The 14,285-nt window shown below is 48.3% G+C and carries 14 protein-coding genes; all 14 read right to left on the bottom strand.

Going from position 1 to position 14,285, the window contains the following annotated elements; genetic code table 11:
• Positions 1 to 43: 43 nt before the first annotated feature.
• The 14 genes from ACZ481_RS11490 to fliR are packed head-to-tail and all read right to left on the bottom strand — an operon-like array spanning position 44 to position 14,249.
• Complete coding sequence (locus ACZ481_RS11490; protein WP_464770274.1) at positions 44 to 1,666, bottom strand: DUF342 domain-containing protein; 1,623 nt, start codon at positions 1,664 to 1,666, stop codon at positions 44 to 46.
• Between the two features lie 47 nt (positions 1,667 to 1,713).
• Positions 1,714 to 2,475, bottom strand: a complete 762-nt coding sequence (locus tag ACZ481_RS11485; protein ID WP_464770273.1) for a FliA/WhiG family RNA polymerase sigma factor — start codon at positions 2,473 to 2,475, stop codon at positions 1,714 to 1,716.
• A gap of 19 nt (positions 2,476 to 2,494) precedes the next feature.
• The gene (locus tag ACZ481_RS11480; RefSeq protein ID WP_464770272.1) at positions 2,495 to 2,815 is read right to left on the bottom strand and encodes a hypothetical protein; all 321 of its coding nucleotides are present in this window, start codon (positions 2,813 to 2,815) and stop codon (positions 2,495 to 2,497) included.
• A gap of 17 nt (positions 2,816 to 2,832) precedes the next feature.
• Positions 2,833 to 3,318, bottom strand: coding sequence for a chemotaxis protein CheD (locus ACZ481_RS11475; RefSeq protein WP_464770271.1), 486 nt, complete (start codon positions 3,316 to 3,318; stop codon positions 2,833 to 2,835).
• The gene (locus ACZ481_RS11470; protein ID WP_144350115.1) at positions 3,318 to 3,938 is read right to left on the bottom strand and encodes a chemotaxis protein CheC; all 621 of its coding nucleotides are present in this window, start codon (positions 3,936 to 3,938) and stop codon (positions 3,318 to 3,320) included. Before ACZ481_RS11470 ends, ACZ481_RS11475 begins: the two co-directional genes overlap by 1 nt.
• A gap of 33 nt (positions 3,939 to 3,971) precedes the next feature.
• Positions 3,972 to 4,436: a chemotaxis protein CheW gene (locus ACZ481_RS11465; RefSeq protein ID WP_464770270.1), complete on the bottom strand. Its 465-nt coding sequence runs from the start codon at positions 4,434 to 4,436 to the stop codon at positions 3,972 to 3,974.
• A 15-nt stretch (positions 4,437 to 4,451) separates the two neighbouring features.
• A complete protein-coding gene (locus ACZ481_RS11460; protein ID WP_464770269.1) occupies positions 4,452 to 6,521 on the bottom strand; it encodes a chemotaxis protein CheW in 2,070 nt (689 codons plus the stop codon).
• Positions 6,522 to 6,548: 27 nt separating this feature from the next.
• A complete protein-coding gene (locus ACZ481_RS11455) occupies positions 6,549 to 7,592 on the bottom strand; it encodes a protein-glutamate methylesterase/protein-glutamine glutaminase (protein WP_464770268.1) in 1,044 nt (347 codons plus the stop codon).
• 23 nt (positions 7,593 to 7,615) lie between these two features.
• Positions 7,616 to 8,251 carry a flagellar brake protein gene (locus ACZ481_RS11450; protein ID WP_464770618.1) on the bottom strand — a complete coding sequence of 212 codons (636 nt, stop codon included), beginning with the start codon at positions 8,249 to 8,251 and terminating at the stop codon, positions 7,616 to 7,618.
• 56 nt (positions 8,252 to 8,307) lie between these two features.
• Positions 8,308 to 9,159 (bottom strand): MinD/ParA family protein, encoded by an 852-nt coding sequence (locus ACZ481_RS11445; protein WP_464770267.1) that lies wholly within the window; start codon positions 9,157 to 9,159, stop codon positions 8,308 to 8,310.
• 34 nt (positions 9,160 to 9,193) lie between these two features.
• Positions 9,194 to 10,255 carry a flagellar biosynthesis protein FlhF gene (gene flhF / locus ACZ481_RS11440; RefSeq protein ID WP_464770266.1) on the bottom strand — a complete coding sequence of 354 codons (1,062 nt, stop codon included), beginning with the start codon at positions 10,253 to 10,255 and terminating at the stop codon, positions 9,194 to 9,196.
• A gap of 30 nt (positions 10,256 to 10,285) precedes the next feature.
• A complete protein-coding gene (flhA, locus tag ACZ481_RS11435) occupies positions 10,286 to 12,352 on the bottom strand; it encodes a flagellar biosynthesis protein FlhA (protein ID WP_464770265.1) in 2,067 nt (688 codons plus the stop codon).
• A gap of 18 nt (positions 12,353 to 12,370) precedes the next feature.
• Positions 12,371 to 13,516, bottom strand: coding sequence for a flagellar biosynthesis protein FlhB (gene flhB, locus ACZ481_RS11430; protein ID WP_464770264.1), 1,146 nt, complete (start codon positions 13,514 to 13,516; stop codon positions 12,371 to 12,373).
• Entirely contained in the window at positions 13,464 to 14,249 is a 786-nt protein-coding gene (gene fliR / locus ACZ481_RS11425) for a flagellar biosynthetic protein FliR (RefSeq protein ID WP_464770263.1), read from the bottom strand. Before fliR ends, flhB begins: the two co-directional genes overlap by 53 nt.
• Between the last annotated feature and the right edge of the window lie 36 nt (positions 14,250 to 14,285).

The raw sequence follows: 14,285 nt of genomic DNA, 5'->3' as shown, positions 1-14,285 counted from the left end.
ATCACCGTCCAACCATAAATTTACTTTGATTGGTAGATTTGCACTATTTATAGGAGCCTGTTTTTATTTCACCGTCTTCGGCATAAAAGGTAGCAAATTTTATTGGATCCCGTACCGGTTTTACCAATGTGCCGACAACCAGTTTTACCCCCGGATAAACCGTATCGGCAACTTTAATGTGCCCATACCGCATCTCTTCGAATACAAGCTCAATCTCTGCCGTTCGATTGCGCATCGTCTCCATTTGCCCAATTAAATGAAATTGGGCTTTAGTGAGCTTCAGCAGCATTTCCCGCTTATCCGGCGGCAGTGAATTCTGATTCATGGCCTTCAGAATAGTAAGGGCCTTCTGTGTTTGTTCCAGATTAAATTCGACTTTTCTGACTTCTTTGCGGATTTGTTGATATTCTTCCCGTATTTGCGGGTTTACACCAACCTCAACATCCGTATTGGTCGCGGAAGCGGTGCCTACCGTTTTGGCCCTGATTTCCTCACCCGCCGCTACCTGCCCGCCAACGATCAGACCACGGCGCTCTTCGACAATGACCCGTTTGGCAGCACTTACCTTGCTGTGTAAAACAACATCACTGACAATGACATCTTTGCCGGCCGAGACACTGGCATTCTCGATATACTTGGCGATGACATTCTCAGCCGCTTTTATATACCCCCGGTGCATGCCCTGAATGCCCATCCGGACAATAATATTTTTTCCCTCTACCGTCCCGCCGCTGACATTGCCGGCAATCTCCACATTGCCTTCCGCCTTAACAGTAAAACCGGTTTGCACCGAACCCTGGATAATAACATTGCCGACAAATTCGACATTGCCTGTGGATAAGTCCACATCCCCCTTGATCTCAATAACCGGTATCACGTTTACTTTGTTATTGCTTACAACCAGCTGGCCGGCTTGGCCGGCATATACTTTCAGGCCGTCAACGGCATACACATTCTTCCCGATCGGCAACAATACATCCCGGCCTGGTTTAGCCGGAACCTCGTTCCCTAAGATATCCATGCCGGCAGTCCCCGCTGTAGGCGGAATCTTTTCTGCCAGCAGCTCATCCTTGGCCACGGTAGTGAACATATTAAGATTTTTAAAATCCACGCGGCCGTCTTCCAGCTCAACCGGCCGGCCTTTGCTTTCCAGATCAATATGGTATGTAATATAGGCATTCGCCCCGTCAACCGGCCGCAGTCCTTTTGCACACACTACCGTGCTGCCGGGACGGGCCAGGGCTGTTTTGATGGCCTCAGGATCAATTCCGTAAACGATACCGGTAGGCTTAAGCTTATTCATAATATCGTCAATGGTCACCGGCTTACACCCTTTGGGCAGGTTAACCTGCAACTGAGCCTCCATACGGTCACGGGCCACCAGTATTTGAATTTCGGCCTCTGCCTCAACCGGCTTGTCTGCAATCTTTACCGGTGTTCCCAGGGCTTCTTTAACTACACGTATCAGCAAGGCGTTATCAAATTTGCTAATCCCGCGCCCTGTAAAATTCTCAACAATTTGCGGAACCTTTACCGGCTGGCCTGCACCCTGCGGGGGATAAACAGATAAATGGAGTCCCTGCTCATCTTCCGTAATATTGAAATATCCGTCAAGTGAACCTATGTTATCCTTTACCTGCTCTAAAAAGTGTTCATCTGAACTCATACATACCCCCCCATCTGAATTACTGTCCTCTGCTTTAACCAATTCACTCACAACAGGCTTGACTTTAATCTTGATAAAGCGCCGCGCAGCCTGAAGATAGCTTTCGTATGGAGCTGCGAAATTCGCGCTTCGGACAATTTTAATATTAGGCTGATTTCTTTTAAGGTCAGACCGTTGTAATAATACAGACTGACAACCAAACGTTCCTTCTCCGGCAATTTATCTATACTTTTAGCCAGCATAAACCGTACTTCTTCTTCCTCAAGCTGCTGGGAAGGATTGGGGGTATGCTGGGAAGCTGTCTCTGTTCGGGCAAACTCTTCCAAAGGTATGAGTGTGCTTATATTCAAGTGGTTAATGAGCGTGTAGAGTTCATTAAGGGAAATCTTCATGGCCCCGGCAATTTCTTCATCCTGGGCTGAACGGCCGAGTACATGCTCCAGTTTCGCCACCGTTTGTTCATATTGTCTGGCTTTTTGCCGTATTGTCGCCGGTATCCAGTCCTGAGCCCGGAGGGAATCCAAAATGGCCCCGCGGATACGTACTACGGCATAGGTCTCGAATTTAACCCCGCGGTCAGGATCAAACCGTTCAATCGACTCCATAAGTCCAAAAAAACCATTGCTGATTAAATCGTCCTTATCTACATGCTGGGGCAAACTAACGGCAACCCGCCCCGCCACCAGTTTGACCAGTGGCAGATAATTTTCAATAAGCTTTTCCCGGCTCTCCTGATTCCGGTTGGCATGATAGTCCCGCCAAAGCTTGAGTATGCTGGCAGCCTTCTGTTCAGCGTCATTACCTGGCATTAGCGCTTACCTCTCCATCCTACTTTTGCGTTAGTGTGATATTTTCAAGCTGTTCAGGATTCAGGGGCTTAAATTCAGGCGCCGGGTTCTCGTCCCCATACTCATCAGGACTTACTATATCAATATTGTGGCCTTTGGTTCCTGGCTGGCTAAGCTTATCCCGGAAGTAACGTTCGGCAAATTGAGCCAAACAATATCCCAATACGGCAAAAAGGACTAAAGATACTAATGTCCGGTATAAAATAACAACTGGCGTAACCCCACTCATAGCACCAACCAATATGGTTAACATGCCGGCAATCAGCGCCAGATATAAGCCAATCCGTATATTTAGCGGCATAGTCCTTCCTCCAAAAACTATAATTGTTTTTCACCTTTGTCAATTGTTTTAACCCGAAAGACGCCGGTGTCTAATTTCAATTCGACAGTTCGACCGTAGTTTCCTCCAGTATCTTCGGCAATTACCTTGATTTCCAGCTTTTTCAGCACAGACCGGACTGCTTCGGCATTACGCTCGCCGACCCGCATGATGTCCGTGGTATTAGTAAAGGTAAACATCTGCGAGCCACCGGCAATCTTGGCAATAATACGCGCTTTGAGGCCGCCCAGTTTAATGATTTCATTAAGCATTACCGGCAGCGCCGTGTCGGCAAACTTGGCCAGATTATCGGCCGAGCGGGCCTGCGTGCTGTCAGGCAGCATAATATGTGCCAAACCGCCAACTTTGGCTGTAGGATCAAATAAAGCAATGCCTACACAGGACCCTAAGCCATAACTGATTAAACTGTCAGGGTTTCGCCCAACCTTGTAATCAGCCATGCCTACTTTTATTAGTTCAGCCATTATTCCTTCACCCCGATTGCCGTCAAGATTGTATTGAGGGAGCCTGGGTCAGGAATAAGGAAAAAGTGGCCTTTCACACCATCATTATCAGTAGTGAACTCAGTCTCTATGACCAGCGCGTGGTCTCCCATTTGCCCCAGCTGAATTAAAATGACGCTTAAGATGGCTCCTGCCATATCAATGGCTAACGCCGGAATGGAAGGCAGTAAAGTCAGCTTGGTAAAATAGGACAAAGCATTCAGATAGGCGCCTGCCAAAATATTGCCGATTTCCATTAACGCCGATTCATCCATAGAATTTAGCAGCTGAGTCTCACCCTGGTTGCGGCCCATCAGCATGTCAACCAGATAAAAAGCACTTTCGCGGGGAAGGAGAAATAATATACTGCCAGGCGCCGGGCCAAAAACCCTAAGATAAACACCGGCAACCATTGCATCAGGGCCGCCTACAACCTCAGGCACTTCACCCAAAGGCAAAATCGACACCTCAGGCACTGTCATATCAATTTTTTGATTAATGAGCTGAGATAAGGCGGTTGCTGCATTGCCGGCGCCAACATTGCCAATCTCCCGCAGTGCATCTAACTGCAATGGTGAAAGTTTTAGTATATCCTCAGACAATCTCTCCACCCCTTTAACATCAATAACTAACTATTAACCAGCTTTAACTTCCTGGCCGATCCCGATAATTGCTTCCACGTTTAACAAGATTAACAACCGGTCTTCCATTTTGCCCACACCGTTTAAATAGTCGGCAGCGATGCCGCCCACCACTGTTTGCGGCGGTTCAATGCTCATTTGATCAATCGTCGTCACTTCTGATACAGCATCAACAATCATACCAATGATGACATCCTCAACCTTGACAATAATAATGCGGGTATCATCGGTATACTCCATCGGCGGCAGATTCAACCTTTTCTTGAGGTCAATAACCGGCAACACGCTGCCGCGCAAATTAATTACGCCTTTTATATACTCGGGTGAATGGGGCACCCGGGTTATATCGGTCATCCGCTTAATTTCCTGGACCTGCAGAATGCTGACGCCATACTCTTCGCGTCCCAGCTTAAATACGACCAGTTGTACCTCATGGCCGGAATATGTTACTTCAGACATCTTTTTCCCCTCCCGCTATTGCTTTAAAGCACCGACATCCAGGATAAGAGCTACCTGGCCATTGCCTAAAATGGTAGCCCCGGCAATTACTTTAATGCCGGCCAGCAATTTCCCCATCGATTTGATGACTATTTCCTGCTGGCCAATGAGTGTGTCCACAATAATCCCGGCCCGGTTCTCGCCCATATGGACGATGACGACAAATAATTCATCCTGATTATGAGTGCAGGTATCAGGCGAGTTAAGGACATTGGCCAGCCGCACAATCGGAATAATTTGCCCTCTGAGCAGGATAACCTCCTGGCTCTGAATTGTTTTTATATTTTCCGGGGTAATGTTAATCGTACTATCAATGGCCCCGAGGGGAATCGCATAAATCTCGTCACATACTTTAACCAATAAGGCCTGAATAATAGCCAGCGTCAGGGGCAGGCGAATCTTAAATTTGCTGCCTTCATTAATCTTGGTCTCAACATCCACCATACCGCCTAAAGATTCAATCTTGGTTTTAACGGCATCCATCCCTACCCCGCGGCCCGAAACATCGGTAACCGTGTCGGCGGTGGAGAACCCTGGTAAAAATACCAGGCGGACGGCCTCTGACTGCTCCATTTTATCGGCTTCAGCCTGGGTAATGAGATTTTTTTCCAGCGCTTTCTGTTTAATAATATCTGCATTAATGCCTTTGCCGTCATCCTCGACCATAATGATAACATTATTGCCTTCATGGCGGGCAATCAGCCTGATTTCGCCGACCGGGTTTTTGCCTTTAGCCTGTCGTTCAGCCGGATGCTCAATGCCATGGTCAATTGAGTTGCGTAGCAGATGGACTAAGGGATCACCGATTTCATCAATAACCGTGCGGTCCAGTTCTGTTTCTTCCCCCTGAATGATGAGATTGACCTCTTTATTCAATTCACGCGATAAATCCCTGACCATCCGGGGAAATCGGTTGAACACCTGGCCAACCGGGACCATCCTGACTTTCATGACTACGGCCTGCAGATCAGTGGTAACCCGGTCCATTTGCTCAATTGTTTCCACAAGCTCGGTCAGGCGGTGGGTTATGCCGATTTGCTCCAGCCTGGTTTTATTGATGACCAGCTCACCGACAAGATTAAGCAGGCTATCCAGCTTGTCAATATCGACCCGGACGGATTGGCCGCTTTTGAGTTTTTTATCGGCCACATTACCGTTGCCATCGTTAACTGCCGGCTTTTCCATCCGGTCCTTCACCGTTTTTTTCTCCGTTTTGCTTGTTAGCATGTTTTCCGGTTGTAAACCGGCACTCTCTGGCTTTTCTTTGTTGGCCCCAATGACGGATGAGGCAACACTGACCTTCTCCACCTCGGAAACACCGGTTACGGCCTGCTCGATTCTTTCCGCGTCCACCCCGGTCACCATAACAACCTGAAAGCTGTAATCAAAATTCTCTCTTTCCAAATCTTCAACAGCGGGAATGCTTTTAATGACTTCACCCAGTTCCTCTAAAGCATTCATAACCATATACGCCCTGGCGGATTTGAGCAGGCAGCCTTCCCTTAGTTCAATCTGGACATCATAGCACTCCATGCCCTGTTTTTTTGCTGCCTTAACGACATTCAACTCTGTATCGTCAAATTTTATCGGTTCTGCGGCGGCGGGCTCTGCTGCCGGCAATTCGGTCCCGGACGGGGTTGCCTGTTGTTTGGGTGCTGCGGAAAAATCGCCTTTGGCGATGGCGGTCAGCTTGGCAATAAGGGTTTTGATCTCAATTGGCTTATCTGAGTTGGAAGCAACATTCTCCACTAGCTGTTCCAGTGTGTCCACGCATTTGAACAGAGTATCGGTAACGTCGTCATTGGCCGGTACTGTCCCTTTGCGCAGCAAATCAAGCACATTCTCCATCTCATGGGTAAGCTCGGCGATCGTTGTAAAGCCCATAGTGGCAGACATGCCTTTTATGGTATGGGCACTTCTAAATATTTCGTCAAGCACGGCTAGACTTCCCGGATCATTTTCGAGATCAAGCAAGCAATTATTTAGTGTCTGCAGGTGCTCACGCGACTCTTCTAAAAACATCCCCATATATTGACTGATGTCCATCTGTTACACCCCCGTATTTCATTTACATTACTTGGTTAAAGCTTTAAGAATTTCAGCGGTTACACCAGTGATAGGCGTTATTCTGTCAACTACACCCAATTCAATCGCCGCTTTCGGCATGCCAAACACGACTGCCGTTGATTGATCTTCGGCGATAGTCTGACCGTTCTGACGCTTGATCGCCTGGATGCCTTTCGCGCCGTCATGGCCCATACCGGTTAAAATAACACCAATTGCCTTGCTGCCGAAAATACGGGCCACTGATTCCATCAACGGGTCTACGGCCGGCCGGTGCCCGCCAAGCGGGGGGCTTTGATTCAGTTTAACAACAGCTTTCCCGCCTTCCCGCTCTACCTGCATATGATAATCTCCCGGCGCAATCAGCACCAGTCCCGGACGAATCATATCATTTTGCTCGGCCTCTTTCACAGTAACAGCCGACAATGAATTCAGGCGTTCAGCCAATGACCGGGTAAAGCCCGGCGGCATATGCTGAACAACAACAACTCCGCAGGGAATATCGCCTGGCAGTTTGGTGATAACCTCCTGCAGAGCCCGCGGCCCGCCAGTGGATGTGCCGATCGCAACAATGCGTTCGCCGCCGGTTGCACCTGTGGTTAAGGGAACCCGGGCGAAGGCACCGGCGGTCAGCAGCGGCAGTTGCGTGAGTTGAGCCATATTAACCTTCACCGCGGCCCGGCATTTGCTCAATATCTCAGCCCTAATGCCTGTTATATTGGAAATGGGGCCGGCCGTTTTGGCTACAAACTCGACTGCACCTAACTCCAGGGCCTGCAGCGTAGCTTCAGCGCCGGTTTTTGTCAGGCTGCTGATCATAACCACCGGGGTCGGCCATTCTTTCATAACAGACTGTAAGGCCGTAATACCGTCCATAACCGGCATCTCAACATCCATCGTAATTAAGTCCGGTTTAAGACGTTTTACTTTCTCAATCGCCTCTTTACCGTTCTTGGCAGTATCGACAACGGTAAAATCCGGTTCGCCGGCAAATAAATCACTCAACAGCTTGCGCATAAATACTGAGTCATCAACAACCAGTACCTTTATCAATAAACCTCACCACCCACCTAAAGTCACTCTAAGCCTTTGCGGCGCTGCTCAAGCTGCTTTTTAAAGATAAATTTAATAATATTGCCCCGGTCTTTTTCATTAATTTCGAGAAACTTGATTCCTATCCAAAACATGGATCGGTCAGGCTGGGGCTGCTGTATTCTCATCACCTTGCTTCTCAGCACAACCGGCCCGGCCCCGGGAAAATCGACATGTACCATTAATTCAGTGCCGATAGGCCATAGATGGCTGGTGGCTATTTGCAGGCCGCCGCCGCTGATATCCTTGGTAACGGCACTGATGTTTGCGCTTTCGCTTTCCTGGCCGTCAATCATCTCGGTAATCAGCACAGGTAAAGCCGCATCGACCCTGACAAAAGCTCTTTGTTGTATTTTTTTAATATTGTAAGGAACAGCAATAATCCATACAGGCAGCGGATGCATCTGTTTGGCAATAAGCGAACTGGTGAATTCAAAAGCGGCAAAATTCGCCACCACCCGGCCAAAAAACACTTCCCCGCGCGGCAGCAGCACTGGCAGGCTTTTAGCCATCGGCATCGCAATCACCATATTATCGGCATGGATATCCTCGATCCGGCTGCGATATTGCTCGACGAGCCCGCTGCGGCCAGGTATAAACAACTCAATCCGCTGATTAATTTTAAAAATTTCTTCCGTTTTGATACTAATTGGAACCTCCTCCTCATTTTGAGGAACTACCCTATAAATTCTAAAAACTTACGAAAAAATCCTTTCATGCCCCGTGGGCGTTGAGGGGCTTCGCCATACAGCAAACGCTGGGCAATACTGGCAATGCACCGGGATGAGATGGAATCAGGAAAAGTAAGCACCAGCGGCACTTGGTTTTTAACGGCCTTAACCATATTGCGGTCCTCATACACATAGCCGAGGTTGTTGACCGATACCTGCAGAAATCGCTGCGATACGCGCATTAACTTATCAACAACCATCTGTCCTTCATCAAGATCCAGAATACGATTAACAACCAGCCGCAGCGGTGCTATCCCCTTTTGCGCCCCGTAGGCCTTCATCATCGCATAGGCATCGGTAATTGCCGTCGGCTCCGGGGTCGTAATAATAATAACCTCATCGGCAGCGATAACAAAATTTAAAACATTCCGGCTAAGACCGGCACCGGTGTCAATCAGGACAATGTCAGCCCAGTTGTCAAACAAAGAGATTTGGGACACAATATGCTGCAAATGAGTATCACTCATATTGGCCAAATGGTACATCCCTGAACCGCCGGCCATAAATTTTATGCCCCGCGGCCCTTCGGTGACAACATCAGTAAGACTGAGTCCGTCCTCCAGTAAGTGCAATACATTGTAAGAGGAGGAGCACCCCAGAACGACCTCCACATTCGCCATCCCAAAATCAGCATCAATCACCAGGACCTTTTGCCCCAGCGCCGCTAAAGCCAGGGCCAGATTTACAGTAAAGTTGGTTTTGCCCACACCACCTTTGCCACTGGTAACGGTAATTACCCGGCTCTTCGGTCCTTGTTTGATAACAGGACTTTTCGGGATCGAAGAATGTTGTGTCATTTGACGTAATCTCTCGGCTTGATCACTCATCACTTTAATCCCTCAAAATCATATTTGCTAATTTAGCAGAACTGGCCAACTCGATATCATCAGGAACACTTTGCCCGGTAGTCATATAAGATACGGTTGTGGGGAAATGGTATAACAGGTTAATGATTGTGCCTATATTACTGGCTTCATCAACCTTGGTGAATAAAAACTTCTGCGGTGAACAAACAGAAAACTTATTTACTATCTCCAATGCATCTTTATATTTGGTGGCGGTACTTAACACCAGGTGTGTCTCAATACCAGGATCAACGGCTAACAGGGCTTGCAGTTCAGCCAGCTGGTAGTGATTGCTGGGACTGCGGCCGGCGGTATCAATTAAGACCAGATTCTTGTCGCGGTGGCGGTAGAGGGCGGTTTTAAGCTCATCCGGTGAATACACAATGTCGATCGGAATACCGATAATATCGCCATAAATTTTTAATTGCTCAACAGCGGCAATACGGTACGTGTCGGCTGTGATTAAGGCGACCTTATACCCTTCCTTTAAGGCAAAGTTTGCCGCCAGTTTGGCAATTGTCGTCGTTTTGCCAACGCCGGTCGGACCAATCAAAGCCACTGCTTTGCAGCTTGTGGCCGAGACTGTAATGCCGTCTGTTTTTTGCAGGCAATTAATAATCCGGTCAATTAACAGTTTCCGGACAATATCCTGCTCGCTGCCGGCGATCGCCCGCTCATCAGGCAGCCCTTTTACCAAATTGGCGGCAATAAGCGGTTCGATGTCATTTTTTATTAATAAGTCCAGCAATGGCGATGCACTGTCCCCTGTTTTTGGTATCTGGCACAACATTTGCTCCATCAGCTTGCGCATAGTGGACATTTCCAGCTGCAGAGCGGTAATCTGCGTGTCAGCCGCAGGCGGCGGCGTGGCGGTCTGGATTTTTTTCCCAGGGAGAGGGGCTGCTGCCGGCGAATCCAAAGCTGCCATGACTTCTACCATTTCTTTACCAAAAAAACCCAGAATGCCACCTCTCCGAAAACGGCGGGTATGCAGAATCACCGCATCCCGGCCCAGGTCCTGCTTGACTTGAACCATCGCTTCAGCCATATTGTGTGCGGTAAATAATTTGACCTTCAACTACAACTTCACCATCCCCAGCGCCTGCACCTCGATTTTTGGATTTAATTCAGCATATGATAAAATCGTTAGATTAGGCGCCACTCGTTCTGTTAATTTGCGAAAATATAATCTAGCCCCGGGGCTTGTGAGCACCACCGGCTGATAGCCCATATTGGTAAGCTTCGGCAGTTCATTCGTAAGGGCCGTAATCAGGGCTTGCGCCGTTTGCGGCTCCAGGGCCACATAGGACCCCTGCTCAGTCCGCTGCACCGAGTTGATAATCGTGTTTTCCAGCTGGGGATCAACAGTCAGGCAGGTTAAAATATTATTGTTTACATATTGCTTGGATATCTGCCGGGCCAGGCCGTGCCGGACATATTCGGTCAGCAGCTCTGTGTCTTTCGACAATTGAGCATAATCGGCCAGGGTTTCAAAGATCGTTACCAAATCACGGATAGAGACTTTCTCCCGCAATAAATTGGCAAGCACTTTTTGAATCTCACCCAGGGATAAGAGATTGGGTGTCAATTCATCAACAACCGCCGCATTGTTCTGTTTAACTGATTCAATTAATGTTTGTACTTCCTGGCGGCCCAATATCTCGGCCGCATAGGACTTGATAATTTCCGTAAGGTGGGTCGCCAGCACGGAAACCGGATCAACGACCGTATAACCGGCAAGCTCAGCCTGCTCGCGGTAGGATTCCTGAATCCACAAAGCCGGTAAGCCAAATGCGGGTTCAACCGTTTCAATTCCCGGCACCGGCTCAAAAGCAGCCCCCGAATCCATCGCCAGGAAATGATCAAGCATTAGCTCGCCCCTGGCAATCTCGATGCCTTTTAATTTTATCACATAGATGTTGGGTTTAAGCTGAATATTGTCACGTATGCGGATTGTGGGCACAATTAGGCCTAGCTCCAAAGCGCACTGGCGGCGAATCATGACCACCCGGTCCAGCAAATCGCCGCCTTGACTGACATCCACTAAAGGAATCAGGCTATAGCCAATTTCCAGCTCCATCGGGTCAACCTGCAGCAAAGAAATGATATTTTCCGGCTTTCTTACTTCCTCTTTTTCTTTCTCTTCCTGCTGGGACATTTCCTTTTGCACCTCAGTCCGCTGGGTCCTGATCAGGGCATAACCGATGGCGCCGGTAATCAGGCTCAGAGAAAAGAACGGAATTCCCGGCAGGCCGGGAATCAGGCCCAGTAATCCCAAAACCCCGGCGGCGATAAAGAATACCCGGGGATTATTAATAATTTGCCGGGTTAGATCTTTGCCCAAATTAGCCTCCGAAGCGGCCCGGGTGACAACAATGCCGGTGGCAGTGGATATTAACAGGGCCGGGATCTGGTTAACCAGCCCCTCACCAACGGTTAACAATGTATAGGTCTGCAGCGCATGCAAAACATCCATATCCCGCTGTACCATACCGATAATGAAGCCACCGACAATATTAATAATAATAATAACAATGGCGGCGATGGCGTCCCCTTTAACAAATTTGCTGGCCCCGTCCATAGCCCCGTAGAAATCCGCTTCCCGCTGAATATTTTTTCGGCGGTCGCGGGCCTCCTTGTCACTGATAAGTCCGGCGTTAAGATCGGCGTCGATACTCATTTGTTTGCCAGGCATGGCGTCAAGGGTAAACCGGGCCGCAACCTCCGCGACCCGCTCAGCGCCCTTAGTGATGACAATAAACTGAATGATAATTAAAATGACGAACACAATAAAGCCCACTACCGGGTTGCCGCCCACGACAAAGTTGCCAAAAGCGGCAATCACCTCACCGGCATGACCATCCAGCAGAATAAGCCGGGTTGAAGACACATTAAGCGCCAGCCGGAACAGGGTTGTGATTAACAGGAGCGAGGGAAATACGGAAAACTCCAGTGGCTCTACATTATAGATAGCTACCATGACGATGATTAAAGCCAGGGTGATGTTTAGTGTTAACAGCAGGTCGAGCAGCAGGGTCGGCAGGGGAATAATCATCATGACCACAATGGTAATGATGGCTACCGATACCATAATATCACTGTATTTTTCCAGACCCGCAAACAGCGTGGATTGTTGAGCAGCCATTATCAATCGCTCCTTATATTAGGAAAGGCGTTTTTTTAACCGATATACATAAGCTAACACTTCGGCCACCGCCTGATATAACTCAGGCGGAATCGCATTGCCCACCTCGACAACAGGATAAAGGGCCCGGGCCAAGGGTTTATTCTCCACCACGGCCACTTTGTTGTCCCGGGCTATCTGCTTGATGCGTTCAGCCAAAAAATCCTGACCCTTGGCAACAACTACCGGGGCCGCCATATTTTTGTCATATTTTAAGGCGATGGCCAAATGGGTCGGGTTAGTGACCACAACATCGGCCTTAGGTATTTCCTGCATCATGCGCCGCATCGCTATAGCCCGTTGCTTTTCCTTGATTTTGCCTTTAATCTGGGGGTTGCCCTCCGTTTGTTTAAATTCTTCTTTGACTTCCTGCTTGGACATTTTCAGGTTTTGGTTATGTTCCCACCATTGATAAGAATAGTCAAAAGCCGCCAATACCATCATAACACCTATAATCTGGAAGGCTAAATCAATGATAAGTGAGCCGGCCAGCTTAAGGGCGTCAATCAGCTCCATATTTATCAATTTCGGAATATCTGCCGTCTGGACAACCGCAAACCGGTAGATAAAATACCCGATGATTGCCACCTTGAACAGGGCTTTCAGCAGCTCGACCAGCGACCGTTTGGAAAACAGGCGCTGAAAACCGGATAAAGGGTTGATTTTACTGAAGTTGGGCATTAACACCTCAGTGGAAAAAATAAACCCGACCTGCATATAGTTAACAGCGACTGAGATAATCAAGATGACTAAAAGTACCGGTACAACCGTTTTTAAAAAAACAAGGCTAAGACCCAGAAATAATATGTGAACAGACTGAATCGTAAAATCTGTTGTTGTCAAACTCGAAAAAAATCCTGTCATGCAGCCGGCTAACTCGGTATACATACCGGTTGCCAGCAAATTCAGGGCAAAGAAAGCAGACATCATGACAAACACAGCACTCATATCGCTGCTTTTGGCTACCTGCCCCTTCTTTTTAGACTCTTCTTTCCGCTTAGGGGTAGCTTCCTCGGTTTTTTCGCCATTAAATAACTGTAAATCAAAAGTGCCCAGTTTGGGCCGGGGCCGTTTAAGCCGGGGCAAAGACAGCCAGGAGGCGATAAATATCTCGAAAAGTGCCATTGAAGACGACCTCCAAAAAGCCAATATAAAACGGTAGTGCCAAAGATAGTACAAAAATGCCGACAATAATCTTGCCCGGCACACCAACAACGAAAATATTCATTTGCGGCATAGTACGGGCCAGAATCCCCAGGGCTACATCGGTCAGCAGCAGGGATACCAGTACCGGCAGGCTAATTTTAAGGGCAATAACAAAAGCCCCGGCCACCATATCGACGGCAATATCAGCTATCTCCGGCCGGAAAACCCCAAAACTTACCGGTATCAGCCGAAAGCTTTGAAATAAAGCGGCAAGAAAAAGATGATGTCCATTTGTCGCTAAAAATACCAGTAAAGCTAAAATATACTTGAAATTGCCAATCAGGGGGACCTGTTGTCCAAACTGAGGGTCCAGCACATTGACCATCCCAAAGCCAATCTGAGTATCTAACAGCGAACCGGCCATCTGTATGCCATAGAAAATAAAAGAGCAGGCAAATCCCAGGATTAAGCCGATCAAAAATTCGCCGGTTACCAAGCCCACATAGGGCAAAAAAGCTTCAGGAGCAGTAAACTCCGGTCGCATTAGGAGCGGCAGCAGAATAGACGAAATGATTAATGCCAACCCGGCTTTTACTGTTAGCGGCACATTGCGGGCCCCAAATATCGGCGCTGCAGAAAATATGCCGCTGATGCGCGCAAAAATCAGGAGAAACAGCCCCAGCCGTTCTTGTAATAATGCAAATAAATCCAAATGCTTTCGACCACCTATCTATGCTGAAGTGCACCG

It is taken from the genome of Sporomusa intestinalis (assembly GCF_055383785.1).
Note: the sequence above shows the minus strand (reverse complement) of the source record. Positions and strands in the feature narration are given on the sequence as shown.